At 66.8% G+C, this 26,414-nt stretch carries 25 protein-coding genes and 1 tRNA gene; 11 read left to right on the top strand and 15 right to left on the bottom strand.

Going from position 1 to position 26,414, the window contains the following annotated elements:
- Positions 1-11 precede the first annotated feature (11 nt).
- The 3 genes from ACIBK2_RS34355 (at position 12) to ACIBK2_RS34345 (ending at position 3,085) form a co-directional block, all read left to right on the top strand.
- Positions 12-2,180 carry an ATP-dependent DNA helicase UvrD2 gene (locus ACIBK2_RS34355; protein ID WP_396973612.1) on the top strand — a complete coding sequence of 723 codons (2,169 nt, stop codon included), beginning with the start codon at positions 12-14 and terminating at the stop codon, positions 2,178-2,180.
- A 111-nt stretch (positions 2,181-2,291) separates the two neighbouring features.
- Positions 2,292-2,624 (top strand): hypothetical protein, encoded by a 333-nt coding sequence (locus ACIBK2_RS34350; protein ID WP_396973478.1) that lies wholly within the window; start codon positions 2,292-2,294, stop codon positions 2,622-2,624.
- Positions 2,625-2,761: 137 nt separating this feature from the next.
- Positions 2,762-3,085 (top strand): WhiB family transcriptional regulator, encoded by a 324-nt coding sequence (locus ACIBK2_RS34345; RefSeq protein WP_396973476.1) that lies wholly within the window; start codon positions 2,762-2,764, stop codon positions 3,083-3,085.
- 241 nt (positions 3,086-3,326) lie between these two features.
- Here the strand turns inward: ACIBK2_RS34345 and ACIBK2_RS34340 are convergent, their stop codons facing one another.
- Positions 3,327-3,935 (bottom strand): helix-turn-helix domain-containing protein, encoded by a 609-nt coding sequence (locus ACIBK2_RS34340; RefSeq protein ID WP_396973474.1) that lies wholly within the window; start codon positions 3,933-3,935, stop codon positions 3,327-3,329.
- 142 nt (positions 3,936-4,077) lie between these two features.
- On the opposite strand from ACIBK2_RS34340, the gene ACIBK2_RS34335 reads away from it, so the two are divergent.
- Both ACIBK2_RS34335 and ACIBK2_RS34330 read left to right on the top strand, forming a co-directional pair.
- Complete coding sequence (locus ACIBK2_RS34335; RefSeq protein ID WP_396973472.1) at positions 4,078-5,181, top strand: aryl-sulfate sulfotransferase; 1,104 nt, start codon at positions 4,078-4,080, stop codon at positions 5,179-5,181.
- On the top strand, positions 5,163-6,557 hold the full coding sequence (locus ACIBK2_RS34330) for a uracil-xanthine permease family protein (protein ID WP_396973470.1): 1,395 nt from the start codon (positions 5,163-5,165) through the stop codon (positions 6,555-6,557). The genes ACIBK2_RS34335 and ACIBK2_RS34330 overlap by 19 nt, the downstream gene beginning before the upstream one ends.
- Here the strand turns inward: ACIBK2_RS34330 and ACIBK2_RS34325 are convergent.
- The 4 genes from ACIBK2_RS34325 to ACIBK2_RS34310 form a co-directional block, all read right to left on the bottom strand.
- On the bottom strand, positions 6,494-6,910 hold the full coding sequence (locus ACIBK2_RS34325; RefSeq protein WP_396973468.1) for an SSI family serine proteinase inhibitor: 417 nt from the start codon (positions 6,908-6,910) through the stop codon (positions 6,494-6,496). The genes ACIBK2_RS34330 and ACIBK2_RS34325 overlap by 64 nt on opposite strands.
- A 162-nt stretch (positions 6,911-7,072) precedes the next feature.
- Positions 7,073-8,416, bottom strand: a complete 1,344-nt coding sequence (locus ACIBK2_RS34320; RefSeq protein ID WP_396973466.1) for an ABC1 kinase family protein — start codon at positions 8,414-8,416, stop codon at positions 7,073-7,075.
- Between the two features lie 77 nt (positions 8,417-8,493).
- The gene (locus tag ACIBK2_RS34315; protein WP_396973464.1) at positions 8,494-9,399 is read right to left on the bottom strand and encodes a hypothetical protein; all 906 of its coding nucleotides are present in this window, start codon (positions 9,397-9,399) and stop codon (positions 8,494-8,496) included.
- 86 nt (positions 9,400-9,485) lie between these two features.
- Positions 9,486-10,916 (bottom strand): zinc-dependent metalloprotease, encoded by a 1,431-nt coding sequence (locus ACIBK2_RS34310; protein WP_396973462.1) that lies wholly within the window; start codon positions 10,914-10,916, stop codon positions 9,486-9,488.
- Positions 10,917-11,041: 125 nt separating this feature from the next.
- Here ACIBK2_RS34310 and ACIBK2_RS34305 point away from each other — a divergent pair, with 125 nt between their 5' ends.
- On the top strand, positions 11,042-12,067 hold the full coding sequence (locus ACIBK2_RS34305) for a PDZ domain-containing protein (protein WP_396973460.1): 1,026 nt from the start codon (positions 11,042-11,044) through the stop codon (positions 12,065-12,067).
- A gap of 2 nt (positions 12,068-12,069) precedes the next feature.
- On the opposite strand, the gene ACIBK2_RS34300 is transcribed toward ACIBK2_RS34305, so the two are convergent.
- The gene (locus tag ACIBK2_RS34300) at positions 12,070-12,678 is read right to left on the bottom strand and encodes a PPA1309 family protein (RefSeq protein WP_396973458.1); all 609 of its coding nucleotides are present in this window, start codon (positions 12,676-12,678) and stop codon (positions 12,070-12,072) included.
- Between the two features lie 224 nt (positions 12,679-12,902).
- Here ACIBK2_RS34300 and ACIBK2_RS34295 point away from each other — a divergent pair, with 224 nt between their 5' ends.
- The gene (locus ACIBK2_RS34295) at positions 12,903-15,899 is read left to right on the top strand and encodes a UPF0182 family protein (protein WP_396973456.1); all 2,997 of its coding nucleotides are present in this window, start codon (positions 12,903-12,905) and stop codon (positions 15,897-15,899) included.
- A gap of 236 nt (positions 15,900-16,135) precedes the next feature.
- Here the strand turns inward: ACIBK2_RS34295 and ACIBK2_RS34290 are convergent, their stop codons facing one another.
- On the bottom strand, positions 16,136-16,696 hold the full coding sequence (locus ACIBK2_RS34290; RefSeq protein ID WP_396973454.1) for a transglycosylase family protein: 561 nt from the start codon (positions 16,694-16,696) through the stop codon (positions 16,136-16,138).
- A gap of 553 nt (positions 16,697-17,249) precedes the next feature.
- On the opposite strand from ACIBK2_RS34290, the gene ACIBK2_RS34285 reads away from it, so the two are divergent.
- A tRNA-Met gene (locus ACIBK2_RS34285) sits at positions 17,250-17,323 on the top strand.
- Between the two features lie 98 nt (positions 17,324-17,421).
- Here the strand turns inward: ACIBK2_RS34285 and ACIBK2_RS34280 are convergent.
- Positions 17,422-17,673: a hypothetical protein gene (locus ACIBK2_RS34280; RefSeq protein WP_396973452.1), complete on the bottom strand. Its 252-nt coding sequence runs from the start codon at positions 17,671-17,673 to the stop codon at positions 17,422-17,424.
- Between the two features lie 371 nt (positions 17,674-18,044).
- Between ACIBK2_RS34280 and ACIBK2_RS34275 the strand changes: the two genes are divergently transcribed.
- Positions 18,045-19,466 carry a NaeI family type II restriction endonuclease gene (locus ACIBK2_RS34275; protein WP_396973450.1) on the top strand — a complete coding sequence of 474 codons (1,422 nt, stop codon included), beginning with the start codon at positions 18,045-18,047 and terminating at the stop codon, positions 19,464-19,466.
- 36 nt (positions 19,467-19,502) lie between these two features.
- Here the strand turns inward: ACIBK2_RS34275 and ACIBK2_RS34270 are convergent, their stop codons facing one another.
- Both ACIBK2_RS34270 and ACIBK2_RS34265 read right to left on the bottom strand, forming a co-directional pair.
- Entirely contained in the window at positions 19,503-19,949 is a 447-nt protein-coding gene (locus ACIBK2_RS34270; protein WP_396973448.1) for a GNAT family N-acetyltransferase, read from the bottom strand.
- A 78-nt stretch (positions 19,950-20,027) separates the two neighbouring features.
- Positions 20,028-20,690 carry a TetR/AcrR family transcriptional regulator gene (locus ACIBK2_RS34265; RefSeq protein ID WP_396973446.1) on the bottom strand — a complete coding sequence of 221 codons (663 nt, stop codon included), beginning with the start codon at positions 20,688-20,690 and terminating at the stop codon, positions 20,028-20,030.
- 101 nt (positions 20,691-20,791) lie between these two features.
- Here ACIBK2_RS34265 and ACIBK2_RS34260 point away from each other — a divergent pair, with 101 nt between their 5' ends.
- On the top strand, positions 20,792-21,418 hold the full coding sequence (locus ACIBK2_RS34260) for an NAD(P)-dependent oxidoreductase (protein ID WP_396973444.1): 627 nt from the start codon (positions 20,792-20,794) through the stop codon (positions 21,416-21,418).
- A gap of 2 nt (positions 21,419-21,420) precedes the next feature.
- Here ACIBK2_RS34260 and ACIBK2_RS34255 read toward each other — a convergent pair whose 3' ends face one another.
- The gene (locus ACIBK2_RS34255; protein ID WP_396973442.1) at positions 21,421-22,683 is read right to left on the bottom strand and encodes an MFS transporter; all 1,263 of its coding nucleotides are present in this window, start codon (positions 22,681-22,683) and stop codon (positions 21,421-21,423) included.
- Between the two features lie 203 nt (positions 22,684-22,886).
- On the opposite strand from ACIBK2_RS34255, the gene ACIBK2_RS34250 reads away from it, so the two are divergent.
- Positions 22,887-23,690, top strand: coding sequence for a VOC family protein (locus ACIBK2_RS34250; protein ID WP_396973440.1), 804 nt, complete (start codon positions 22,887-22,889; stop codon positions 23,688-23,690).
- 63 nt (positions 23,691-23,753) lie between these two features.
- Here the strand turns inward: ACIBK2_RS34250 and ACIBK2_RS34245 are convergent, their stop codons facing one another.
- The 4 genes from ACIBK2_RS34245 to ACIBK2_RS34230 form a co-directional block, all read right to left on the bottom strand.
- Positions 23,754-24,317, bottom strand: coding sequence for a hypothetical protein (locus ACIBK2_RS34245; RefSeq protein WP_396973438.1), 564 nt, complete (start codon positions 24,315-24,317; stop codon positions 23,754-23,756).
- A gap of 120 nt (positions 24,318-24,437) precedes the next feature.
- Positions 24,438-25,109: a response regulator gene (locus tag ACIBK2_RS34240; protein WP_396973436.1), complete on the bottom strand. Its 672-nt coding sequence runs from the start codon at positions 25,107-25,109 to the stop codon at positions 24,438-24,440.
- Positions 25,106-25,942 (bottom strand): sensor histidine kinase, encoded by an 837-nt coding sequence (locus tag ACIBK2_RS34235; RefSeq protein WP_396973435.1) that lies wholly within the window; start codon positions 25,940-25,942, stop codon positions 25,106-25,108. Before ACIBK2_RS34235 ends, ACIBK2_RS34240 begins: the two co-directional genes overlap by 4 nt.
- On the bottom strand, positions 25,903-26,274 hold the full coding sequence (locus ACIBK2_RS34230; RefSeq protein ID WP_396973433.1) for a hypothetical protein: 372 nt from the start codon (positions 26,272-26,274) through the stop codon (positions 25,903-25,905). The genes ACIBK2_RS34235 and ACIBK2_RS34230 overlap by 40 nt, the downstream gene beginning before the upstream one ends.
- Between the last annotated feature and the right edge of the window lie 140 nt (positions 26,275-26,414).

Raw genomic sequence — 26,414 nt, 5'->3', positions numbered from 1 at the left:
GCACTGTCATGATGGGTGCCGTGTCGCCAACCAGTACACACCAACCGACCGGCCCCGAGCTGGATTCGCTCGACCCCGAACAGGCCGCCGCCGTGCGCGCGCCACGGGGTCCGGTGTGTGTACTCGCGGGGGCGGGCACCGGCAAGACCAGGACCATTACCCATCGGATCGCGCATCTGGTGTCCACGGGACATGTGAAGGCCGACCAGGTGCTCGCGGTCACCTTCACCGCGCGGGCGGCGGGGGAGTTGCGCAACCGGTTGCGCGCGCTCGGCCTCGGCGGCGACGCGAACCAGGTGCAGGCGCGCACCTTCCACGCGGCCGCGCTGCGGCAGCTCAAATACTTCTGGCCGCAGATCGTCGGCGACGTGCCGTGGCGACTGATCGACGGCAAGTTCCCGATCGTCGCGCAGGCGGCGAACCGGGCCGGGCTCTCCTCGGCCACCGACAGCGTGCGCGACCTGCTCAGCGAGATCGAATGGGCTAAGGCCTCGCTCATCGCGCCGGAGGATTATCCGGCGGCGGTGGCCAAACACCGCCGCGAGATTCCGTACGACGCGCTGCGGGTGGCCGAGGTGTACGCGGGGTACGAGAAGCTCAAGGCCACGCCGGATGGCCTGCTACTCGACTTCGACGATCTGTTGCTGCACACCGCGGCGGCGCTGGAGGACTATCCGGCGGTGGCCGACGAATTCCGCGGCCGCTATCGCAGTTTCGTGGTGGACGAGTACCAGGACGTCACGCCGTTGCAGCAGCGCGTGCTCGACGCCTGGCTCGGCGAGCGCGACGATCTGACCGTGGTCGGCGACGCCAACCAGACGATCTACTCGTTCACCGGAGCCACCCCGGGCTATCTGCTCGACTTCTCCCGCCGCTTCCCCGACGCCACCGTGGTCCGGCTGGAACGCGACTATCGCTCGACGCCGCAGGTGGTCTCGCTGGCCAACCGGGTGATCGGCGTCGCGCGCGGCCGCATCGCGGGTACCAGGCTGCAGCTCATCGGCCAGCGGCCCGATGGACCCGAGCCGGTCTTCGCCGAATACGACGACGGCCCCGCCGAGGCCACCGCGGTGGCCAAGTCGATCAAACGGCTGATCGACGCGGGCACGCCCGCCGCCGAGATCGCCGTGCTCTACCGGATCAACGCCCAGTCCGAGAGCTATGAGCAGGCGCTCACCGAGCGCGGCATCGCCTACCAGGTGCGCGGCGGTGAGGGGTTCTTCCATCGAGCCGAGGTCAGGCAGGCCGTTTCGGTCCTGCGGCAGGCCGCGTCGCGTGACGACCTGCCCGACGAGGCACGCAGCGGTGCCGCACTGGTCACCCTGGTGCGTGCGGTGCTGGCACCGGTCGGCCTGACCACCGAGGAACCTGTCGGTGCGCAGGCACGGGAGAAGTGGTCCTCGCTCGTCGCGCTGGTCAACCTGACCGAGGAACTGGTCACCCACGACGACAAGCTCGACCTGCCCGGCCTGCTGCGCGAGCTGGCCGCCCGCACCGAGGCCAGGCACCCACCGACCGTGCAGGGCGTCACGCTCGCCTCGCTGCACGCCGCCAAGGGGCTGGAGTGGGACGCGGTCTTCCTCGTCGGGGTGGCCGACGGCACGCTGCCGATCGCGCACGTGCTGGCCGACGACGGCTCGGTCGGCGACGAGGCGAAACTCGAGGAGGAGCGCAGGCTGCTCTACGTCGGCGTGACCAGGGCACGCGAACATCTGCAGCTGTCCTGGGCGCTGGCCCGCAGCGAGGGCAAGCGACGCACCCGCCGCCGGTCCCGGTTCCTCAACGGACTCGTCCCCGACGATTCGCCCGCATCCAGGATCGCGACGCCGGTGGTCGAGGCGAAAGGCATGCGTCCCACCTGCCGAGTGTGTGCGAAACCACTTATCGGCACCTATGCGACTATGCTTGGCCGCTGTCGTCGTTGCCCGGCAGATCTCGATGCCGAACTTCTGGTGGCGCTGCAGGAGTGGCGCGCCGAGAAGGCACAGGCGTTGCAGGTGCGCGAATTCGTTGTGTTCACCGACACCACGTTGACCGCGATCGCCGAACAACTCCCTGGTGACGACGCCGCGCTGGCCGCGATCGCGGGCATCGGCGCGAAGAAGCTCGAACAGTACGGCGGCGACGTGCTCGCGATCATTGCCTCGCGGCTGCGCGCAAGACCCCAAAACCGCAGGTAGAAAATAGGTTGTACCACCCGGCGAACTTGCCTATGGTGGGTTTTACGCACCGGGAGGTTATCCCGGCGCGCAGAGTTCAAACAGACACAACGAGTTAGGAGGGAGGCAGACGTGAACATCACATTCTTCAATGCGACCGACGTTGCGGTGAATTCACCCATGTCGGCCTCCCGGGGGATCCTCGCCTTGCAGGGGATCGGTCTGTCCGAAATCGGAGTCTTCGGCACGCAGGCGCAACTCGAGCGCACGCATGCCCAGATGTGCACCGTCATTGCGGACAAGCCCAGTGCGGGTGGCTGGCACCCGTCTGTCGTCGACACGGCAGACGTCAATGTCGCCGCAGCAGCCGGTTATGAGCCGGCGGATCTGCAGGCAACACGCCTCCGTCCCGCACACCAAGCGATCGTGATCAGGACTCGACAGAGATGTCGAATACCTAGGTAGGGAACTTCCCTCCCAGACCTCCTGGCCACGGATCGCACACCGCGAAACCGTGGCCATTCTTTTCGGCCCTTCAGCCAGCCGGCCCCGGTTTCGCGGACAACACAACGAACCGCTGCAACGAGCTGAAGGAGAACGACGTGTTCACCGCCCAGGATTGGCCATCGGCCACTACTGACGTGACATGCGGAACCGTGGCGCCGACCACTCGGACCCGGGAGGGCAACAAGTCCGTGCCTTGTCGAGCCGGAGATCCCGATCTCTGGTTCGCCGAGAGCCCCAATCAGTTGGAGCAGGCCAAGGCGCTGTGCGCCAGCTGCCCCATCCGAAAGGGCTGCCTGACCGCGGCCATGGATAGGCGTGAGCCGTGGGGTGTTTGGGGTGGCGAGATCTTCGATCAGGGGGTCGTCATCGCCCGTAAGCGCCCGCGCGGACGTCCGCGCAAGGTCGCGGTCCCGGCATGAAGCTCGGGTTGAATCGGCGGCGTTCGTGGGGCCCTACGTGGTTACGCTCCGCTACCGCCTCCGGGCCCGGCACTCACGCCGCAGGAGTAACTTCCCTCCCTCCGGTCGATGTGCTCGATTCGGTTGGTCCTGACACGGGCCGAGCCAACGAACGAGAAAGCAGACGAACCGCTCACCGCAGCTCGGTGAGCGGCTCGTTTGCGTTGTCGTGCAGTACTTTCGGGGAGATGGGGGTTGGGGATCAGGTTCGTCGTGGCCCGTGGGGTGCCCGGCGGACCGTCAGCCCGTCGGCAACGGCGAGCAAGAGTGTTTTGGTGTCGTCGGCGTGCGCCCACCAGCGGTGGCGCACGCCCGACGGGCAGTAGTAGGACTCTCCGGTAGACAGCGTCACCTCTTCGCCGTTGGCGGCGACCGTGATGGTCCCGGAGACCACGTAGATCAATTCATCGTTCTGATGCGTGAATTCGCGCTCGCCCCGGTCGGTGCCACCGGTGAATTCGAGCGCGCGCAGGTCCCGCGGTCCGTGGACCAGCGAGCGCACCGAACCGTCGTTGTTCCGGTCGGCCTGCTCGAGCACGCCCTCCCCGGCCCGGACGATCACCGAGCCCGGCGTGCTGTCGGCCGCCGCAAGTAGCTCCGTCGCCGTGGTGTTCAGCGCGTCGGCGATGCGTTGCAGCGAGCGCAGACTCGTGTTCGTTCGCCCGTTCTCCAGTTGGCTCAGGAACGACTGCGACAATTCGGTCTTCGCAGCCAGCTGGGCCAGTGTCAGTCGTGCCGCACGCCTGCGGTCGTGCACGACGTTGCCGAGCCCGGGCCAGCGCGCCTGGTCGTCGCTTCCGTTCTGCTGCACTTACTCAAAACCTCTCTCGTTGCTTCGCACATTGTCAGCAGCGGGGTACTGAATCCTCGTGTTTACATCACGGTGATCGCAATGCTTCCAGCGGCATCTAGCGTACTGAATATTCAGTGACACTGAATATTCAGGAGGATTGGTGGAGCAGAACACCCTCAAGCGCCGGGGCACCGGGCTGATCGGTATCGATACGGCCCTGGCGTCGCCCGGTTACACGCTGTATGCACCGTTGGCCGGGCGCGGTCTGGTCGAGTTGGTCGATCTCGCGGGCGAGGTGGTGCATCGCTGGCAGTTGCCGTATCGGCCGGGCAGGCATGCCCGGCTGCTCGCCGACGGGTCGCTGGCCTACAACGGCGCGACGCTGGCGCGGCCCGCGTTGTTCGCGATGTGGCGTAAGTACAGCGGCGGATCGATGGGCCGCTATGACAAGGACGGGACGCTGCTGTCGGAGCATCGCGACGATTTCCAGCATCACGACGCGCACCACTACGACGACGGTCGCATCCTCTACACCGGCGTCGAGCCGCTGACCGGGGCCGCCGCGGCGCGCATCGAGGGCGGCGTGCCCGGTACCGAGGCCGACGGCATCGTCTGGTCGGACGTCATCAGGGAGGTCGCGCCGGACGGCAGCCTGCTCTGGGAGTGGCGGGCCGCCGAGCAGCTCGATCCGAAAGACTTTGCACTGCAACCGCATTACTGGCGTGAGCACTGGCCGCTGATCAACAGCGTGCATCCGCTCGACGACGACACCATCGTGGCGAGCCTGCGCAGCGTGTCGGCGGTGATCACCATCGATCGACGCACCGGCGCGGCCTCGACCCTCACCGGCCGTGCCACCGTCGCCCAGCAGCACCACGCCACGCCGGTCGGCGACGGCAATATCCTGCTGTTCGACAACGGCACCTTCCGCACCGGCGAATCGGTGACCTACAGCCGGATCCTCGAAATCGACCGTGCCACCGGTGAAATCGCCTGGAGCTACCAGGATTCGCCGCGCGAGGCCTTCTTCACGCCGTTTATGGGTGGCGCGCAACGGCTGGCCAACGGCAACACCCTCATCACCGAGGCGGCGTTCGGTCGCATCTTCGAAGTGACTCCGGCGCAACAGATCTGCTGGGAGTACGTGGTGCCGTCGTTCACCACCTACCCGGATCCCGATACCGCGCAGGTCTTTCCGGGTATCTCCAACGCCATCTTCCGCGCCTACCGCTACCAGGACATTCCGTGGCTGCCGACACGGTGACCGCGCATCCGGTCGACGAGGTGCCGCCGCCCGGCCGTGCGCTCGCGGCGGCGGTGCAGCACCTGGTCGTGATGGTCGCGACGCCGATCGCCTCGGTGTTGTTGATCAGTCGCAGCCTGCATCTCGATGACGGGCAGTCGCGCGCATTGCTCTGCGCCACTTTACTTTTCAGTGGCGTCGGCACGATCCTGCAGTCGAGCGGCCGGTTCGGGCTCGGTGCGGGCTTGCCGTTCGTCATGCTGCCCGGCGGTGCGGCGGTGGTGCTGTTCATTCAGATTGCGCAGGAATCGAATCCGGCGACCGCGAGCGGTGCGGTCATCATCACCGCGCTGGCGGGGATCGTGCTCGTCCCGCTGGCCCGGCGGCTGGTCACTCGGCTGCCCGCCGTCGTGATCGCCAGCATGATCGTGGTGATCGGCATCAACCTGGTGAAGGTGGCGGGCAATCTGATTACTACACCAGACGATCGGTCGCCGGTGCGTTCAGTAGTGCTGGCCGCCATCACCATTGGCGCGACGGTGCTCGCCTACCGACTCCTCCCTGCGGGCTGGCGGCGTTTGTCCGTGCTGCTCGGCATGGCGGTCGGCAGTGTCGTCGCGGCGAGCCTAGGGCAGTTCCATCTGCAATCGGGCTCGGCGCTCGCGCAGGCTCCCGACCTATTCCTTTTCGGCACGCCGCATTTCGATCTGCTCGCCACTGTCCCGTTGCTGGTATTCAGCATCGGCTCGATGGCCGAGGCCACCGGCCAAACCGTGCTCAACGCGAAGATCGTCGGCAAGCAGATCGACACGCCGTTGACCGTCGGCCGTACCATTCGCGGCGATGCCGTCACCTCGCTGCTGTCCGGCCTGTTCGGCGGCCCGACCATGGTCACCAGCGGCGAAAACATCGGCCTGATCCGTCTCACGAACATCCGCAGCCGCTACATCACCGCCATCACCGGCGCACTACTCGTCGTCGCCGCATTCCTCGCCCCGATCGGCCGCCTCGTCAACTCGCTCCCCGGCCCGGTCGTCGGCGGCACGGCGGCCATCACCTTCGCCATGATCATCACCGCCGGTCTCGGGATGTTCCGCGACGTCGACCTGACCTCGGACTCGGTACTCCTCACTGCCACAGCAGCTTTGACCGCGGGCCTGCTCCCGATTCTGATCCCCGGTCTCTATCGTGGCTTCCCCACGGATCTCCGCCTGCTGCTCGGCAGCGGAGTGACGATGACCGCCCTCGTCGGCGTGCTCGTGCACCTGGTGTTCGCCATCCGACTGCGCCGCACTGAAACTGATAGCGGCCGTCCACCTTTGGTGAAACGGAGTCAGAAGTCGAATACCGCCACGGTGGTGGCGAGCAATACGCACGTATTGGAAAAGAACCCATGATCGGAGACCGGCTGCCCGCGCCAGACACCGTCGATGGTGGCGACGACGGGTACGAAATCGTCCGAGCACAGCGGCGGCACCGTGAAATCCGCGAGCTCCCGGATGTTTCCGTCGGCGGCCGTCAGGTTCTTACAGGCTTCCTTGGCCTTCGGATGGGTGCCGCCGATCTTCGGCGCGCACGTCAAGCTGACGACACGCTTGTCGACAACATTGACCGATACGCCCGGCCCCACCGAGAGCGACACCACCGATTGCACATCCTCGTCGGTCGCGGCACCGACCGGCGCCATCGACGACCCGAGTACTACCGCCGCACTGATCGAAACACCGATTACCCGACCGGTGCACGACATGGCCATCACCCTTCGTAGACGGAGCCGATCCGACCTGAGACGAGGCTAACCGACCAACCACCCCGTTCCCCGCAATTGGCGTCGCCCGGCAGGGTCCCGCCGACCGGGCAGCTTACGCCTGGGGCGGGCGCGCAATGCCTTCGACTCAGCGATGTCTTCGCCTCAGCTGGCCGTGCGTTCCTCGCGGAAGCCGGGCATCCAGGTGCGGACCAGTTCCATGAAGGGCAGTTCGGCGTCGAGCTGGGCGAGGATGCCGACGGAGCCGCCGAGGACGCGGAAGATCATTACGTATTCGGCCGGGAGCTGTAGGGCGCGTGCGGTTTTCATCTCCTGGCTGGAGATGTCGGAGGCCTTGCCCGCGACCCGCTGCATCCACTTGCGGGTGAAGTGGAACGAGTCGGACTTGATCGGATCGGTGAACGGGCGCAGGTAGTCGGCGATCTCCTTGTGCGTGACGGTGCGGCCCGGGATGACCCAGCCGTTGTCGTACATGAGCGTGGTGAGTTCCTCGAAGCGCTCCTCGACGGACAGCGCGAGCATCCGGCCGAGCACCACGGGAAAGCCGTTCGGCATCGGCGCGCAGGCGCCGAAGTCGATGACGGCAAGCTTGTCGTCATCGAGCATCATGAAGTTGCCGGGGTGCGGGTCGGCGTGCAGCAGGCCGACGGTCTCGGGGGAGGAGAAGTGGAAGCGGCCCATCAGGCCCGCGACCCGGTTGCGCAGCTCGCGGGTGCCCGCGGGATCCTCGGCGCCCGCCTTGATGATCGAGGAGACCGCGGTGCCGTCCAGCCATTCGGTGACGATCACCTTCGGCGCGCTGGCCACCACCTTGGGCACCACGATCTCCTGGTGCCCGTCGAAACCCTTGGCGAAGGCGCGCTGGTTGGCCGCCTCGTTGCGGTAGTCGAGTTCTTCCTCGGTGCGCTCGGTGATCTCGGCCAGGATCGGCTTCACGTCCGCACCGGGAATGACCGACGCGAGCAGCCCGGTCATCCGGTTCAGCGTCTTGAGGTCCGCGCGCAACGCCTCGTCGGCGCCGGGGTACTGCACCTTGACCGCGACGGTGCGCCCGTCCGACCACACCGCCTTGTGCACCTGGCCGATGCTGGCCGACGCAGCCGGGTTGTCGTCGAACTCCTGGAACCGCTGCCGCCACTGGGTGCCGAGCTGCTGGTCGAGCACCCGGTGCACGGTCTCGGCCGGCATCGGCGGCGCGGCGGCCTGCAGTTTGGTGAGGGCCTCGCGGTAGTGCTCACCGAACTCCTCGGGGACCGCGGCCTCCATCACGCTGAGCGCCTGCCCGAACTTCATCGCGCCGCCCTTGAGCTCGCCGAGCACGGTGAACAGCTGCTCAGCGGCCTTCTGGTTCAGCTGTGCGTTGATCTCGGACCGGTCGCCGCCCGCCAGCTTCTTCCCGAACCCCACGGCCGCCCGCCCGGCGATGCCGAGCGGAATCTTGGCCAACTTGGCGTTACGGGACGAGCGACGGCGCACAATCTCAGACACGTACCCATCATGGCGGAAGGAACCACAACTTAGCCATGGCAATCTTGAATCGGCGCCGCCGACGGGAGTGACCCCGATCACTTGATCTCGGATCCGGCCGGCGGCCGAGGGCGCGCTCGACATGCGGTGAGCCCAGCGGGAATTCGACGGCAATCGCACTCCGCGTGGCGCGGCCACTGCCGCCGATCGAGCAGCCGTGCGGCCAGGTCTAATTCGAGAGTCGCATCCAACGTGGCCAGCTTCCGGCGGGTCGACAGCGCCAGGATGTCCTCCACTTCGCTGACCGCGAGGGCGGCGGTGGCGGCGATCTTGGCCGGGGACGCGTGCCCGACTCGGTCGAGCAGCTGCGCGGCCAGATGCGGCCAGTCCGCGTCGTTGTCGGCGCGCAGCAGATCGGCACAGCGCAGGCAACTGGTCGCGCCGGGCAGCACGAGCGGGCCGATCACGCCGCGGCCGTCGCGGATCCGCACCGGCAGGTGGGCGATCCGGTGCCGCACCAGATCGTCGATGAGCCGCGGGTCGGCGATGATCGTGTCGGCCAGCACCACCAGGTCGGCCCGCCAGCTGGACACCGGCGCCGCGTGCGGACGGTAGTCGCGCGAACGGCTCGGCCGCACACCGAGTTTGCGCAGCCCCGCGACGATCGCGTCCGATATCGGCCCGAGCCCGTGCACCCGCACCGACCGGATCCGCCCGCCGCGATCCTCGGGATGTTCGAGCAGCCCGGCCTCGTCGAGCACGTCGAGCAGCGCCATCGCGAGATCCGGCTCGATGCCGCATTCGCCTGCCCGCCAGACGATTTGGGGCCGGGTCTGGGTCCCGTCCAGCAGGCGTAGGAAGGCCAGCACGGTGTCGGCGTCGAGCCCGGCCGCGTCGAGCAGCAACGCGGTCTCGGGATGCCAGCCGAGCTGCACGGTGCCGGACGGGCGCACCAGCACGGTGAGCTGCGGGGGCAGCATCGGACCACGACACAGTGATGTCATGCCCGGCAGTATGCGTAACCCGGACCGACGGATTGGTGCCGAATCCCGCAGTTATCCACAGGGATTCGGCACTACCAACAGGGCAATCAGGCGGACGTGCCGCTGTCCTTGTCCAGGTCAGGGCCGGACTCGCCGCCGTCCGCGCGCCGCTGAGCAGCCTCGTCGGACTTGTCGCGCTCGGCCTTCTCCCGCGCCTCGGTCTCCTCGAGTTGCGCCAGCGGATCGTCGAACGCGGTGGTGCCGCCGCCGATCACCGAATCGATGAATCCGGCGGGGGAGTCCAGGTCGTTGGAGTCGGGCAGCAGGTCCGGGTGCGCCCAGACGCCGTCACGCTTCTCCATGCCCGCATCGTTGGTGAGCCTGCGCCACAGCGCCGCGGCCTCGCGCAGCTTGCGCGGCCGCAGCTCCAGACCGACCAGGGTCGCGAACGTCTGCTCGGCTGGACCGCCGGTGGCACGCCGCCTGCGCAGCGTCTCGGCCAGCGCGCCCGCGCCGGGCAGCCGGTCACCGACGGCATCGGTGACCACGACCTCCACCCAGCCCTCGATCAACGCGAGCAGGGTCTCCAACCGTTCCAGCGCCTGCTTCTGCTCCGGCGTGGTCTGCGGCTCGAACGCGCCCTGCGACAGGATCTCCTCGAGCTTGCCCGGATCGGTCAGCGCCGTCGGGTCGATGCCCTGGGCGGCCTCCTCCAGCGCGGAGAAGTCCATCCGGATGCCGCGCGCGTAGTCCTCGACCGCGGCGAGCACCTGCTGGCGCAGCCACGGCACGTGCCCGAACAGTCGCTGATGCGCCGCTTCCCTGGCCGCGAGGAACACCATGATCTCGCTCTCCGGCTGCTCCAGGCCAGCGCTGAACTCAGCGATGGCGGCGGGCAGCAGGGCGGCGGTACCGGTCGGGCCGAGCGGCAGGCCGATGTCGGTGGAGGTCAGCACCTCCTTGGCGAGCTGGCCCAGCGCCTGACCCAGCTGCGAGCCGAACGCGAGGCCGCCCATCTGACCGAGCATGCCGACCATCGGCGCCGCGAACTCCCTGGCTTCCTCCGGCAGCGACGCGGTCCACATGCCTGATATCTGTTGGGCCACCGGGTCGCACAGCCGCTGCCAGGTGGTCAGCGTCTCTTCGATCCAGTCGTTGGCGGTCCACGCCACGGTCTTGCTCGCGCCCGCGGGCAGGGTGGTCGCGCCGTCGAGCCACAGCTCGGCGAGGTGCGCGGCATCGGCGACGGCACTCGCGGTGCTCGCCGACACCGGCGTCACGCTCGCGCCGAGCTGCTGGCGGGCCAGTCGCTTGGCGACGTCGTAGTTCACCGGGCCGGACTGCGCCGAACCCGGCTGTCCCATGCCACTGAGCATCTGACCGAGCGAGGTCAACATCTGCCCGAGCTGTGACGGATCGAAACCGCCGCCCGGTCCACCCACTCCGAACGGGTTGTTCGACTCGGGACCGCCCGGCTCGTCACCGCGCTTGCGGTCGTCGTCGTCGCGGTTCGAAAATCCGAAGGGGACGTCACTCATATGCTTCACGTTACGCGTCCAGTGCAGGCAGTTGATGTTCGCGCGGCGCGAAACCGGGGACGCGCGGGAAGGCCGAATGTCGCCTCTGCCGTCGTTCGACAGCGGCCATCATTACTGTGGTCCAGGTGAATCGTCGGATCCTGACCCTGGTGGCCGCTCTGATCCCGGTGCTCGTGCTCGGCGCGCTCGGCACCGTGCTCACTGTGCCGTTCGTCGCACTCGGCCCCGGCCCCACCTTCAACACGCTCGGCAAGGTCGATGGCAAAGAGGTGGTGGACGTCCGAGGCACCGAGGTGGACCCGACCACCGGCCACCTCAACATGACGACCGTGTCGGTGCGCGACGGGTTGAGCATCTTCGAGGCGTTCGGCTTCTGGGTGAGCGGCAAGCACGGCCTGGTGCCGCGCTCGGAGGTGTACCCACCCGGGGTGTCGCGGGACGAGATCGACAAGTCCAACCAGCAGGACTTCAAGGATTCCGAGGGCAATGCCGAGGTCGCGGCGCTGCACTACCTGAACATGCCGACCGTGGTGCTGCTGCGCAAGGTGGCCGACGACGGCCCGGCCAAGGATGTGCTGCACCAGGGCGACGAGATCATCAGCATCAACGGCGCGCCGATCGCCGCGCCGAAGGACGTGGTCACGGCCGTGTCGGCGCAGCCGCCGGGTGCCAAGCTGACCATGCGGCTGCGCCGCGACAGCGCCGAGCAGACCGTTGAGGTGACCCTCGGCGCGCGACCGGACGACAAGAACAAGGGCTACCTCGGCGTGACTCCGGGCGAGGGCGCGCGCCCACCGCTGCAGGTGGACTTCAACCTCGCCGACATCGGCGGCCCGTCGGCCGGTCTGATGTTCAGCCTCGCGCTGATCGACAAGCTCACCCCCGGCGAGCTGGACGGCAGCAAGTTCGTCGCGGGCACCGGAACCATCGATCAGGACGGCAAGGTCGGACCGATCGGCGGCATCCAATACAAGATGATGGCCGCGCGCGACGCGGGCGCGGAGACCTTCATGGTGCCCGCCGCGAACTGCAACGAGGCCAAGCAGCGCACGCCCGACGGCCTGCGCCTGGTGAAGGTCGAAACCCTCACCGGCGCCGTGCAATCGCTCAACGACATCAACGCGGGCAAAGAAACCGTCAGCTGCGGCTGAGGTCAGTCCAGCCCGGACCACTCCAGCGTGGCGTGCAGCGCGTCGATCAGGTTGGGCGCCAGGTTCGGGTAGGTGCGCAGGTCCATGTCGCCGAAATCGTCGGCGTCGTCCTCGGGACGCAGCTGCAGCAGACACAGCGACGCGCCCTCGCGCAGCACCGCGGCGAACAGCCTGGCCTCGCGCCGGTCCGGATGGGCCTCGGCGGCGGCGCGCGCGGCGGCGTCGGCCGCCTCGTGGTCGGCCAGCAGCGGCACCAGCGCCTCGTCCAGGGTGGATTCGGCGTCCGGCGGCAGCACCACGATCTCCTGCACCAGCACGCAGCCCTGCACGGCGGGTGGCCAGCTGGTGGTCGCGAGGAACTCGTCGAGCGCCACCGAGCCGCCGGTGATGTCGTCCGGAAACAGTTCCTGGGCAACGGGAGTGAGCTCGGCCGCCTCGTCGACTTCCTCGAGCAGCTCGGGCTGGGCCGCGACCAGGTCGGCGGTGGGCACCAGCGCGAACATCTGCGGCGGTCTGCCCCACCCTTCGACGTCGACGAATTCGGCGACCTCGCGGACGGAGCGGGCGAGGACGAGTTCGGCGTGCAGATCTGCGGGGGTCACGGGGAACATCCAATCAAATCGACCCAGCAGCCAATCCACAAACCCGAGCTTCGCGCCCAATTCACCGCCAGGCGAGAGTTCTCCGGGCGTCGAACAATAGGCAGAGCGTGTGATCGGTGTCCGATTCCGTAGAGTGGGGCCGAACGGTCCGAAAGGACCACCCGCAACATCGGACTGCGGCATCTCGGCCGGGCTTTCGGCGCGAGTGCCGCCGGACCTTGGAGAGTGGCACCGTGGGCATGCGGCCCCCCACCGGATTACCTTCGCTTTCCCGACGCAGCCGCGTGCTGCTGCTGGCGGCCATTGCCCTCGCGGCGTTGCTGCTGCTCGGTCCACGACTGACCGACACCTATACCAATTGGTTGTGGTTCGGCGAGGTCGGTTTCCGCAACGTGTATCTCACCGTGTTGCGGACGCGGATCCTGTTGTTCCTCGCCGTCGCGCTTTTCGTCGGTCTGGTCGTCTGGCTGGCGTTGCTGCTGGCCTATCGGTCCCGGCCGGTGTTCGTGCCGGTGGCCGGTCCGAACGATCCGATCGCGCGTTATCGCACCACCGTGATGAGCAGGTTGCGGCTGTTCGGTGTCGGCATCCCGGTGCTGCTCGGCCTCCTCTCCGGCCTGGTGGCGCAATCGAATTGGGTCACCGTCAATCTGTTCCTGAACAGCAGCTCGTTCGGCCAGCAGGACCCGCAGTTCCATCTCGACGTCAGTTTCTACGCCTTCGAGCTGCCGTTCTATCGGATGATTCTGAACTGGCTGTTCGTCGCGGTGGTCATCGCGTTCTTCGCCAGCCTGGTGACGCATTACGTGTTCGGCGGGCTGCGGCTGAGTGGTCGCGAGGGCACGTTGACCCGCGCCGCGCGCATCCAGTTGGCCGTGATCGCCGGGCTTTTCGTGCTGCTCAAGGCGATCGCGTACTGGTTCGATCGCTATGAGCTGTTGATGAGCAGCCGTAAGGAGCCCACCTTCACCGGTGGTTCCTACACCGATATCAACGCGGTGCTGCCCGCCAAGCTGATCCTGCTGTCCATCGCGGTGATCTGCGCGCTCGCCTTCTTCGCGGGCATCGTGCTGCGCGATCTGCGGGTGCCCGCCATGGCGGCCGCGCTGCTGGTGCTGTCCTCGATCCTGGTCGGCGCGGTGTGGCCGCTGGTGGTCGAGCAGTTCTCCGTGCGCCCGAACGCGGCGGACAAGGAAAGCGAATACATCCAACGCAATATCGCCGCGACCAGGCAGGCGTTCGGGATCACCGACGACAAGATCACGTATCAGGACTACAAGGGCGAGAGCGCCAAGAGTCCGCTGCAGGTTCCGGTCGACGCCGCGACCATCGGCAACGCCCGGCTGCTCGATCCGAACATCTTGTCGCCCACCTTCACTCAGCTGCGTCAGCTGAAGAACTTCTACGGGTTCCCGGAGTCGCTGGACATCGACCGCTACAACCTCGACGGCGATGTGCAGGATTACATCGTGGCGGCGCGTGAGCTGTCGCCCGCGGCGTTGAGCGGTAACCAGAAGGACTGGATCAACCAGCACACCGTCTACACGCACGGCAACGGTTTCGTCGCCGCGCCCGCGAACCGGGTGAACAAGCCGCAGACCGACGATCCGAACGCGACCGGCGGCAGCAGCGACAGCGGCTACCCGATCTTCATGGTCAGCGATCTGTTCACAGCGACGGACAAGCAGAAGATCAAGGTCGACCAGCCGCGCATCTACTTCGGCGAGGTGATCTCGCAGGCCAGCCCGGACTACGCGATCGTCGGCGCGAAGGACGCCCAGCGGCCCCGCGAATACGATTCCGACACCCAGCAATTCACCTATGACGGCAAGGGCGGCGTGCCGATCGGCAACTGGTTCAACCGGCTTGCCTTCGCCGCCAAGTACGCCGAGCGCAACATCCTGTTCTCGTCGGCCATCGGCAACGACTCCAAGATCATCTTCAACCGCGATCCGCGGGATCGGGTGCAGAAGGTGGCACCCTGGCTGACCACCGACGGCAACGCCTACCCGGCGGTCGTCAACGGGCGGATCCAGTGGATCGTCGACGCGTACACGACGCTGGACGACTACCCGTACGCGCAGAAGACGTCGCTGGACGGTGTCGAGGACAGCATCGACAAGAAGACCGGCAGGCTGTTGCCGCGTAAGCAGGTCAGCTACATCCGCAACTCGGTCAAGGCCACCGTGGACGCCTACGACGGCACCGTGAAGCTGTACGAGGTGGACTCGAAGGACCCGGTGCTCAAGGCCTGGCGGGGCGTGTTCCCCGGGGCCGTGCAACCGGAGAGCGCGATCACCCCGGAGCTGCGCGCGCACTTCCGTTACCCGGAAGACCTGTTCAAGGTGCAGCGCGAAATGCTGACCAAGTACCACGTCGACGATCCGCGCGAGTTCTTCACCAACAACGCCTTCTGGTCGGTGGCCGCCGACCCGACGATCGATGGCGGGGCACCGGCCAACCAGCCGCCCTACTACGTGCTGCTCGGTGACCCGAAGGGCGGCAACAAGCCGGTCTTCAATCTGACCAGCGCGATGGTCGGCTACAACCGTCAGTTCCTGTCGGCGTATATCTCGGTGCGGTCGGATCCGGACGATTACGGCAAGTTCACCATCTTGCGGTTGCCGACCGATACGCAGACGCTCGGCCCACAGCAGACGCAGAACCGAATGACGACGGCGCCGGAGGTCTCTCGAGAGAAGACGCTGCTGTCCAACTCGAACAAGATCAAATACGGCAACCTGCTGACCCTGCCGATCGCCGACGGCGGCATTCTCTATGTTGAGCCGTTCTACAACGAACGTAATACCGGAGCTAACACCGCGACCTTCCCGCAGCTGCTGCGCGTCCTGGTGAGTTACCGGGACGACGCGGGCAGTGTGAAGGTGGGCTACGCCTCCACCTTGGCCGAGGCGTTGAACCAGGTACTACCCGGAAGTGGTGCGCTGGCAACACCATTCGGCGGTGACTCGGGTACTCGGCCGCGTCCGGGTTCCGTGCCGCCGCCGGTGGATCAGGGCACTCCGCCGCCGAACACCGGTACCCCGCCACCGGCCGGCACCGCGCCGCCGACCGGTTCCTCCGCGGCGAAGGATGCTGCGGCCGCTGCGCTGAACCAGAAGATCGACGCGGTGCGTAATGCTATGCGCACGGGCAACTTCCAGGACTTCGGTCGAGCACTCGACGAACTGGACGCGGCGGTCAAGGCGTACCAGGACGCAGGGCGCTAGCAACGTCGATAACGGAACGAAAATACGCCGCCATCATTGATGGCGGCGTATTTCGTTACGGTAAATACTTTTTCGGTTCCGAATGTTGCTTCCGACGTAGTTGTAGTACCAACGTTGGTTCCCAGAACGTTGGTAGCAAACTCATGAATACCTATTCGAGTTTGCTCGTCGGACAAACGGATCGGCGCTGCTGTCCCTTGACGGGATAACAGCGCCGATTCGGTGTTGGCTGAAACTCAGCGACCCGCGATCGACTCGATCAGCGAGCCGTTCTGCTCCAGGATCTGCTGGAACTGTGCGTCCAGGCCGTGCTGCTTCGCCAGGTCGCCGCCGACGGACTTGGCCTGATCGACCAGGGCCTTGGGGCTGCCGGGGACGGCAGGGAGGGCGGGTGCGGCGGGCTCGGGGGCCTGCTCCGGCTCCTGGACCGCCTGGGGCTCCGGCTCGGACGTGCCGGGACGCAGGTACTGGCCGCACACCGGCCAGGCGCCTTGGCCCTGGCTGGCGAGCACGTTCTCCGCGACGCGGATCTGCTCGTCCTTGCTGGCGTTGTTGGCGGAGCCGTGGCCACCGTTGGCGGCCCAGGTGCTCTGCGAGAACTGCAGACCTCCGTAGAAGCCGTTGCCGGTGGCGATGCCCCAGTTGCCGCCGCTCTCGCACTGCGCGACGCCGTCCCAGTTGTGGGCAGGCGCGGCCGATGCGGTCGCGGAGGAGAGTGCGAACGGGACGGCAACAAGTGCGCCGGTAACGGCGGCAAAGCCGAGGGCGCGGGCGTTGAACTTCCGGTTCTCAGTCATAAGTGCATTTCCCTCCCTGCGCCTACCAACTCGGCGAAAGAGCCGCCGGTCCCTGCCCCCAGGTTGTCGGGGATCCTCGAACCGTGGGACAGGGTCGCCGGTATTCGAACGGTTCGAGTTCGAGCCCTTCACGGATGATCCGGGCCGTGAACGCACGGTAACGAAGAAATCTCGGCAGATCACGTCTTGATAACACTCGCATTCCATGATGCGAATAACCCGAATATGGCCCTTTGTGCAGGTCGCAAATGCCGCCGACACGCATTCTGGACGGTCTGTTATAGCAACGTTATGTGTTCGAGATCACTACGATATTGTGACCCGCATCACGTTTAACCGGTTGCCGCAACCAGTGATAGGCCCATCCGCATCATCGAACCGGCCGCGCGGCCCGCACGGTTCGCCGCCGCAGGGCCTGTGTGACCCCGCTCTCCGCCCCCGCTTCCTGGCCATTGGAAACCGCGTCGCTACCCACCTTCAAGAGCAGCAAATGCGCTTCCAACCAGGCGATTTGGCATCAACGTGAACCCGTGTGTAATGTTGTGTTTACCGACGCGGGGTGGAGCAGCTCGGTAGCTCGCTGGGCTCATAACCCAGAGGTCGCAGGTTCAAATCCTGTCCCCGCTACAACGAACACGGCCCGGAACACACAGTTCCGGGCCGTTTTTCTGTATCCGGCAGTGGCGGATCTGGGAGCCGTAGCCACGCTCGGACTTCCGGATCGATCACCGCCCTCGGCCTAGCCGGTTGTGTCGTTGCGTCGCCTCGAGTTGCGCTTGGGCCCGGACAACCGCAGCGCGCTGGTCATCGCCCACCCCCTCCAGCGAATTGCTGAGACGAGCGTTGACGGCGTCGCGATCATTCTTGTCGCTCAGGTAGATCAGGGTGTAGCGCAAGGCGGCCAGGCCGTAGGTCGCAACCGCCAAGCACACGGTCTGAACAGCCGTGAGGTCGGGCAGGACGGCTCCTATCGTCACCTGGCCACCCTCACTTCGTCGAGGTCGAAGCACACCGTCAATCGTTCTCCTCGGCACGTTGGCGAGCTGTGCGCTCACCGGATACTTCAACTTTGGCGGCGAAGATCGTCAGAGGTAAAGTTGTCTCAGAGACAATCCACATTGTTGCGAGACAAAGGGGAGGGATGGGACGTTCAGGTCGTCCATGGGGGGAGCTCAAGGGTGGGACTGACGAGATCAACGAGCTCGCCCTGCTACTCCAGGAACAGCTACGAAGAGCTCGGATGTCGGTGCGGGAGCTATGCGAGGCGTTCGAAGACAAGCATTTTCCGGCCGGGACGCCGCCCCCGTCTCGCGCCACCGTGAGTCGCCGTCTCACTGGCATAGACCTTTTGAGTGCGAGCTCGTTGATCGACGCGATCATCACGATCTGCGTACCGCCGGGCGAGGTGGAGTCGGTTCGGCAGCGGGCAACGGATCTGCAGCGGCAGGCTGCCAAGCCGACTCCTCGCGTTCGGGTCGCGACCGGAGCGGATCCCACGGTGAGTGGCCTGCGTTCCGAGATCGACAGGCTTCGACAGCAGCTGCTCGCGACTCAGGACGAGTTGCTCGCCGAACGCCGGCACCAGACGGAAACACGGCGGTCGGAGTGGAACTCGGCCGCAATCGTCTGGTTGCTCGCGTCCCACCACGCACGGGCTCAGGCTCAGGTGGAACCCGGTGCCTCGGCCACCGTAGTCGCGAACCTCGAGCGCGATCTCCGGCGTACCGAGAAAGAGCGAGATGCGGCCAGGAGCGCACTGGCGATCGCGCAGCGCAGGATTCGCGATCTCGAAGCACACCGCGCGGTCGATGTTGTGGCGCATCCACCTGCCGCACTCGACACGCGGCCGGAGCGGACCGCGTCCGGCTTCGTCCCGCACGCCACCAGAGCTGACCTCGAGACCCTCGAGCGTGCACTCCGCAGCGCGGACCCGGACGGCAGCAAGATGGCGGCTGTGCTCCGTCGCGCGCTGGACTTTCCGCTGGATGGAAGTCGTACCGGCCGATTCCGGTGGGATCAGCTCAGCAAGGTCGAGCGAGCAACGGTGGGCACCCGGGTCGAGATCGAGCTGCGGCGTGAGTTCGGATTAGAGCGGGGAGCGCAGCTTGCCTTCACCTTCGGCGGCATAGAGTTCGATTGCCAGTACTCGACAAAGCCCGCCGGATGGATGATCGCACCCAGAGCGGCGGGCGGCATCTTGTTGCTGCTCACTGCCGAAGATCGAACGTCCACATGGAGCGGTGGTCTCGTCCGAGCCGATCCAGAGTTGCTCAACGTTGGCAGAAACCGTGATGGGAAGATCACCCTCTCAGTGGAAGGCCGCAAGGCCATCCGCTGGCTGCACCGGGATGCCGCGTTGCCGAACAACGTCCTTGTGCACCTTCCGCAGCCGGATCTCGACGCGATCTTCGCGCCTCAGTCGGCCAAGGAGCGAATCGCCGAGTTGTTGCGGCGGGCGCAGCGTCAACCGATTTCACGGACGACCGCAGCGACCGTCGCGCTGCAGGACGACTACGGACGCAGGGTTCGTGAGGCGCACCGACTGGTAGCGGCGGAAGGCATTGTGCTGCTCAATGGTTCACCGCGCGGTCAGCAGATAGCCCGCGTCTTGCACCTGCCGGTACCTGCAGGCGACGAGTGGATCAGTGTCCGCCTGACCCCCTGGGACGACCACGACGAGAACACGCCGTTCGTAGAGGCGGATGGTCTGCGCTGGGTACTGGCGAAGCCGGACGATCCGGTGCTTCGTGCACCGGATCTGCTGCGCTGATCGCTTATCGATGCCGAGCGACAGGCGGTCGGCCGGTCAGTAGCTGTCTGTCGACACGGTGAAGTGGTGGGCGGTGATCGCCAGGTGATGGCGCATGTAGAGGCGGTGGGCGGGGGCGCGGTCGGGGCCGACGCCGGAATCGAGGTGGACGGCTTCGCAGTTCAGGCGTCGCGCTTCCTGTTTTGCCCAGGTCATGAGGAGATCGGCGTGGCCGTGACCGCGTGCGGCGGGCGTGGTGATCAGGTCGTCCACGTACAGATGATGGCCCCATGCGCTGTGCCAGGCCTCGCGAAATCCCAGTACCGAGACTGCTGAGTCGTCGGCCTCGGTGAACACTCCGACGAGCCGGTAGCCGCGCGGCCGCAGGTCGGTGTCGACGAAGTCGACGAGCGCGTCGACCGTGCCCCAGCGCGGCCGCAGCTTGAGCAGCGCCGCCGCACCCAACTTCGTCTGGTCTGCGTTGATTTCGCGAATCTCGGTCATATCAAGCGACGTTAGCGCTGCCATTTGGCCGAGCCGAGGGCCACTTCGACCCAACTCCGATAGGCCACCAGGTCGGATTCAGGACTGCGCGAGCAATCCGTCGATGATGACGCGCAGCTTCCATGTCGCCCGCGCGCCCCCTCCGCTGGTGAGCAGTGGGGCCAGTTCCCGGATCGTGGGGTAGTCCTCGGCAGGCAGTGCTTGGTAGACCGCATCGAGCCGGGCGGCGGTCGCATCGACGGTCTCGGTGTCGGTCCGTGCGGCGGACTCCAAGGCGGCGGAGGCGATGTACTGGCCGAGCAGGTCGACGGCCCAGGCGCTGGCGGCGTCCTCGAGCCCACCGAGACGGAGCAGCCGCAGCATCTCCTCGATGAGCCGCAGGATGTGCGGGCCCGTCGGCGCTTCGGTGAATCCGACGGAGGCTAGGTCGCGGTGCTCAGCGAGCGCGGCGACGACCCGTTCGACGAGTAGTTCCAGCCGAGTGCGCCAATCGCCGTCGGTCGGCAGTTCGACGGCGGCCACGGCGAGGTCGTGGGTCAGCAGCATCAGCTCACGCCGGTCGCTCACATAGACATACAGCGACGCCGACCCCGTATCGAGAACCTGCGCCACTCGACGCATGCTCACCGCGGCGCAGCCCAGCTCGTCGACGAGGTCGAGGGACGCGGCCACGATTGCGTCGAGGCTCAGTGGCGCCTTCGCGGGGCTGGTGCGGGGATTGGGGCGGGGGCTGCCGGGCATGTGTCGAATCCTAGCTTGACAAACAGTGGTCGGAGCGAGCATCGTTCGGAACGATCAGTGATCGTTACGATCACTGATCGAGAGACTGCGGAGGAGTTGCCATGAAGGTGATCGTTTTCGGAGCCGCCGGACGAGCGGGTCGAGTAATCGTGACCGAGGCGCTGACCGCCGGTCACGATGTCACCGCAGCGGTCCGCGATCCGGCAAAGCTGTCATCGGCCGACCAGCGACGGCTCACCGTGGCCCGTGCCGACGTCCGCGACCCGGACAGCGTGCGCGCGGCCGTCGCGGGTCACGACGCGGTGGTGAGCGCGATCGGCCCTGCGGGCCGACATGCCGACGGCCTCTATTCTGACGCCGCCCGCGCCATGGTCGCGGCGATGCAATCCACCGGAGTGCCCCGCCTGATCGCCATCACCTCCAGTGGCGTTCGTCGAGACGACCCGAATCACGCACTGTGGTACCGCCTTCTGGCACGAACCCTGATGAACGAGCTCTACGGTGACATGCGCCTGATGGAATCCATCATCAGCGAGTCCGCCGTGGACTGGACCTTTGTCCGCCCTGCCCGCCTGACCGACGACCCGCCGACCGCGACCTACCGAGTCGTGGACGGCGAAAATCCAAGCGGCGGTTGGAAAGTGCCGGTAACCGACCTCGCCCGCTTCATCGTTGCAGAACTAGCTGAGCACCGCTGGTCGCACACCGCACCCACCCTCGCTCAATAGGTTCACACCTCATCCAAGGCACGCCTGCCGGTGATCGGGCCCCACACCCCGACGAGCGCGACCATCACGAGCAACGCGACGGTGATCACCGAGAACACCAGCCCTGGCCCGTTCGCCCGGTCGAGCAGCGGCAGCAACAGGAACGGCAGCAGCGCGGTGCTCACCTTCGACAGCGAATAGGTCGCGCCGGATGCGGTGCCGCGCACCGCGGTCGGGAACGACTCCGGCAGGTACGCGTGGATAGCGTCGGAGAAGACATTGCTGGCGATGGTGAACAACCCGCCCGACAACAGGATGAGCGGCACGCTGGTGGCGAAGCCGAAGGTCAGGCCGAACAGTGCCATCAGTGTCGCGGTCCCCATCACGAGGTACTTGCGTTCTATCCGCTCGATCAACGGGATCGCCAGCAGTGACCCCAGCGGGTAGCCGAGATAGGTGATGGCCAAGTAGCTCAGCGAGGTGACCACCTCGAATCCCTTGCGGTCCAACACAAGTACCGCCAGGGTGCCGAATCCGTAGTAGCCGAACACCTGCAGGATCATCACCGCGGAGAACAGCGTCGTCTTGCCGCGGTACGGCGGCCGGACGATCGCGCTGAACGGCAGGCCCTTCGTCTTGTTCTGCTGCCGCGCAAGCCAATGCGGCGACTCCGGCATGTCCCGCCGCGCGACGACCACCACCGCGGCGCCGAGCCCGCCGATCACGAACAGCCAACGCCAGCCGTCGACACCGAAGGGCTGCAACGGAACCAGCCATTTGGCGAGGAACCCGACGGTCGGCACCGCACAGAACCCGATCGTGTACGCCATCGCGATCATCCGCCCACGCACCTGCGGCGGAACCACTTCCGACAGATAGGTATCCGACACGGTCATCTCGGCACCGATCCCGAGCCCGGCCAGGAATCGCGTCGCCATCAGGAACATGATGTTCGGACTGAACGCGCCGAGCAGCGTGAACCCGGAATACAACGCGATGTTGATCATGAACATCCGCCGCCTGCCGAACACATCGGACAACCGCCCGATCACCAGCGCACCGAGGAACTGCCCGGCGAACGCCGACGCCAGGATCCCGCTGAGCTGGAACGTGGACAGGTGCATCTCCTGCTTCAGCACCCCGGTAATCGTCCCGGCGAGGAACAGCTCATACAGATCGAAGAACAATCCGGCACCGACGAGCGCCACCAACTTGCGATGAATGGGACGAACCGGAAGCTCGTCCAGCCGTAGCGGTTCCCGCCCGACGTCGGATGTTGTGATCATCCCGCCATACTCCTGATCAAGCCCCCTTCCGGCAACAAATCAGCGTGGTGTGTCCGGTTCGCGTCGCTTGCCCCGCCGTTGCCAGAACGTGCCCGTCCGGAAAGCCGATTCCGCCCTGCCCGGTAGTGGCCCGGTGGTTGACTTGCCGCGTGCCGGCCGCGTCCGGCCGCACATCAGTACACCGAGGTCAGGAGGCCACGGATATGCCCACTCATGACGGAAGCTGGCCACAGGGGACACCGTGCTGGGTCGACAGTCAGGTCGACGACACCACGCGGGCCCGCGAGTTCTACGGGGATCTGTTCGGCTGGGAAATCCAGGATGGCCCGCCGGACGCGGGCGGCTATCTGATGGCGCTACGCCACGGCAGGCCCGCCGCGGGGATCGGGCTCAAGCCGGACGGCATGGCGATGCCGTCGGTGTGGACCACCTACTTCGCCGCCGACAGTGCCGACGAGATCGCCGAAAAGGTCACGGCCGCCGGTGGTTCGGTGATGATGCCGCCCTTCGACGTGCTCGATGTCGGCCGGATGTTCGTCGCCGCCGACCCGGTGGGCGCGATCTTCGGCGTGTGGGAAGCCAAGGCGCACACCGGCGCAGGCATCTACAACGAGGACGGCGCCTACTGCTGGAACGAGCTGCACACCGATCAGTACAAGCAGTCCCAGGAGTTCTACGCGGCCGTATTCGGTTGGCACTACACCGAAATCGGCGACGGCCAGGATTTCGTCTATGCCACCTTCGGCCTGACCGAGGGCAGCGACCCGGTCGGCGGCATCAACGACGCGAGCAAGACGCCCGGCGACTCCCCGTCGTTCTGGCTGACCTGGTTTCAGGTCGACAACACCGACGCGTCCGTCACCAAGGCGACCGAACTCGGCGCGACGGTCCTGATGGGCGTGCACGACAGCCCGTTCGGCCGGATGGGTGTGCTGCAGGGCCCGCAAGGCGAGGCGTTCGGCGTCATCGATCCCACGACAGTCAGCGAGCCGCAGGCAGGCGCGTAGTCGGCACGGAAGATAGATATAAGGAAGGGCCAGCGTTCGGCGCTGGCCCTTCGTCTATCCGAACTATCGCTTCTTGATCGGGGGAACCGCCACGTCGGTCCGTCGAGTGGTCACCTTGACAGCCCTGTTCTCCGCCGCCGCTGCGGCATTGGCCAGTTCGACGTTCTCAGGAGCGGCGGCGGCTTCGTCAGCGGCCCGAGCGGCGCGATCGGCTTCGAACGCGCCGAGGAAGCTGGCGGTGGCGTCCTCGGTGGCGAGGACGGCGGTCAAGGCGGCGTGGGCCGCGTCGGCGGCGGCTTGGGCGGCAGTGGCAGCCGACGAGGCGGCCTCGGCCGCCTTCGTCGCGCTGTCGATCCCGGTGTGGATGGTGTCGCGCGGGCCGACGCTGGTCTTCGCCTTACCGCCGGCTTTCGCGCTCGGAACGTCGGCGCGTTGCGCGGATTCGGCGCGGTCGCGGGCACTGGCGGCCCGCTGCCGCGCCTGGTGGATCAGGGCTTGCTGCTCGACCGAACGAGCACCGGGCGCCTGGCCGCTGCCGTCGTGGGCGGCCGCGACGCCGACTCCGGAAAGGATCAACGCCGAACACGCGAGGACCAGGACAACGGCTCGGGGGCGATCCCTACGCATAGCGCTCCATCCCTCGAAGAAGACCAGGCAGTCGGATTTACCGTACGTCCCATTAGTCGGATTTGCGACGACCTTCGGTGGCGCGCCGTGTCGCATCCATGCTGGTCACCGCCCTGCTGATCAGCGATATCCCGGCGGGTTGCGCGCGATCAAACCGTGCTCGTGGGCGTAGACGACCGCGTGGATGCGGTCGCGGACACCGAGTTTGGCGAGCACGCGGGAGACGTGCGTCTTGACTGTTTCCTCACCGACGCCGAGCAGTACGGCGATCTCGGCATTGCTGCGGGCATCGGCGAGCAGCAGCAACACTTCCAGCTCGCGGGCGGTGAGATGTTCGACTTCCGGCGGCGTGTGCGGCGGAGCGAGGGTGGTCGCGAACCGCGCGGCCAGTCGGCGCGTCATCGACGGATCGATCAGCGCATCCCCACGAGCGGCGATGCGGATGGCGGCGACGAGTTCCTCCGGCGGCAGGCTCTTCAATAGAAACCCGCTCGCCCCGGCCTGCAGCGCGCGATAGAGATTGGCGTCGCTGTCGTAGGTGGTGAGCACCAGCACGTGCGTGCCGCCCGCCGCGACGATCGCCTCGGTGGCGGCCAGCCCGTCCAGCTTCGGCATGCGCACGTCGAGAATCGCGACATCCGGTCGCAGCCTTGCGGTTTCGGCGATGGCCGCGCGGCCGTCGCTGACTTCGGCGACGCAGTCGAAATCGGCCTGGCTGTCGACGACCGCGCGCAGTCCGGAGCGGAACATGCTGTGATCGTCGGCGATCAGCACCCGGATCGGCCGGTTCATGATCCACCGATCGGGACGGAAACCGTGGTGTGCCAAGAGGTTCCGGAAGAATCGGGTCCGTAGTCGAGTTCACCGTCGAAAAGCTCGGTGCGGCGGCGGATCCCGCCGAGGCCACGCGGCACGGCGGTATCGCTCGAATTCGGTACGGGTGGCATCGGATTGGTAGCCCGGATCACCACTCGATTCGGCTGATACACCACCGCGAGCCGCGCGTGCGCACCGTCACCGTGCCGCAATGCGTTGGTCAGCATCTCCTGCACGATCCGATACACCGTGACATCCAACGACTCCGGCAACTCGACCACCGAACCATGCACGGCGACTTCGACCGTCAATCCGGCGGCCCGCACATGCTCGATCAGTCCGTCGATGTCGACCAGCCCGGGCTGTCGCTGCCCCGCGTCGTCGCGGCCGTGCAGCAGATCCAGCTGGCGCCGCAGATCAACCATCGCGGCTCTGCTACTCGACTCCACCGCCGCCAGCGAACGGGTAGCCGCGCCATTCACGGTGTCTGCCATGGCCATTCGTGCCGCGCCCGCGTGGATCCCGATGGCGCTCACGTGATGCGAGATGACATCGTGCAGGTCTCGCGCGATGGCCGCCCGCTCTTCGGTCACCGCTCGCTCCACCGCGACCTGATGCTCCTGTCGCCGCAGCCGCTCCCGCTGCTCCAGATCGGCGATATAGGCGCCGCGGGCCGCCGTGTACCGGCCGACCAGCCACGGCACACAGCCCGCGGCCACCGTCGACGTGAGCATCAGCCGCCAGTCGTGTCCGGCATGGCCGCGCGACATCAGATGCGAGGCGGCGACGCCACCGCACAGCAGAAGCATGGTCGACACCGATTTCGGTCCGGAAAGCCACGCTCCGGTGCGATACCCGGCAACCAATAGGCCGACCCCGGCGAATTGACCGTCGAAACCGTGTCGGTGCAGCAGCCAGGCGGCCGCCAGCCGGACCACGACCTGGGCCACCGCGACCACGCCCGCGGTGCGTGGCGGCGCGGCGCGGCCAGATCGCCGACGATGATGCCCGCCATCACCGCACCGGTCTGCCACGGCGCGACGGCGAATACGCCGCACAGTCCCAGCCCGACGGCGTCGATCAGCGCCGCGACCGCCGCGACCACCAGCGACTGCCGGGCCAGCGACCTGCTCACGTCCAACAGTTCGCCACCACCTTCTGGTCGTCGGAGCCGTCGCGGGCGATCCTAGCCAGCTCGGCCACCCGGCCCGCTAACTCTGCCCTGCGACCGGCGTCGTCGCGTCCCCCGCGCGGGGGACGCCGAATCCCTCGGCGGCGCGA

The organism is Nocardia sp. NPDC050175 (assembly GCF_044459885.1).
Classification (GTDB): domain Bacteria; phylum Actinomycetota; class Actinomycetes; order Mycobacteriales; family Mycobacteriaceae; genus Nocardia.
The sequence above is the reverse complement of the archived record's forward strand: the minus strand, read 5'-3'. Positions and strand labels throughout refer to the sequence as shown.

What these genes read in the sequence shown, in the direction of transcription:
- ACIBK2_RS34355 (WP_396973612.1), top strand. Translation starts at nt 12, where the DNA reads ATGGGTGCCGTGTCGCCAACCAGTACACACCAACCGACCGGCCCCGAG.
- ACIBK2_RS34325 (WP_396973468.1), bottom strand. Translation starts at nt 6,910, where the DNA reads ATGTCGTGCACCGGTCGGGTAATCGGTGTTTCGATCAGTGCGGCGGTA.
- ACIBK2_RS34315 (WP_396973464.1), bottom strand. Translation starts at nt 9,399, where the DNA reads ATGACATCACTGTGTCGTGGTCCGATGCTGCCCCCGCAGCTCACCGTG.
- ACIBK2_RS34310 (WP_396973462.1), bottom strand. Translation starts at nt 10,916, where the DNA reads ATGAGTGACGTCCCCTTCGGATTTTCGAACCGCGACGACGACGACCGC.
- ACIBK2_RS34300 (WP_396973458.1), bottom strand. Translation starts at nt 12,678, where the DNA reads ATGTTCCCCGTGACCCCCGCAGATCTGCACGCCGAACTCGTCCTCGCC.
- ACIBK2_RS34290 (WP_396973454.1), bottom strand. Translation starts at nt 16,696, where the DNA reads ATGACTGAGAACCGGAAGTTCAACGCCCGCGCCCTCGGCTTTGCCGCC.
- ACIBK2_RS34270 (WP_396973448.1), bottom strand. Translation starts at nt 19,949, where the DNA reads ATGACCGAGATTCGCGAAATCAACGCAGACCAGACGAAGTTGGGTGCG.
- ACIBK2_RS34265 (WP_396973446.1), bottom strand. Translation starts at nt 20,690, where the DNA reads ATGCCCGGCAGCCCCCGCCCCAATCCCCGCACCAGCCCCGCGAAGGCG.
- ACIBK2_RS34260 (WP_396973444.1), top strand. Translation starts at nt 20,792, where the DNA reads ATGAAGGTGATCGTTTTCGGAGCCGCCGGACGAGCGGGTCGAGTAATC.
- ACIBK2_RS34255 (WP_396973442.1), bottom strand. Translation starts at nt 22,683, where the DNA reads ATGATCACAACATCCGACGTCGGGCGGGAACCGCTACGGCTGGACGAG.
- ACIBK2_RS34250 (WP_396973440.1), top strand. Translation starts at nt 22,887, where the DNA reads ATGCCCACTCATGACGGAAGCTGGCCACAGGGGACACCGTGCTGGGTC.
- ACIBK2_RS34245 (WP_396973438.1), bottom strand. Translation starts at nt 24,317, where the DNA reads ATGCGTAGGGATCGCCCCCGAGCCGTTGTCCTGGTCCTCGCGTGTTCG.
- ACIBK2_RS34240 (WP_396973436.1), bottom strand. Translation starts at nt 25,109, where the DNA reads ATGAACCGGCCGATCCGGGTGCTGATCGCCGACGATCACAGCATGTTC.
- ACIBK2_RS34235 (WP_396973435.1), bottom strand. Translation starts at nt 25,942, where the DNA reads ATGCTTCTGCTGTGCGGTGGCGTCGCCGCCTCGCATCTGATGTCGCGC.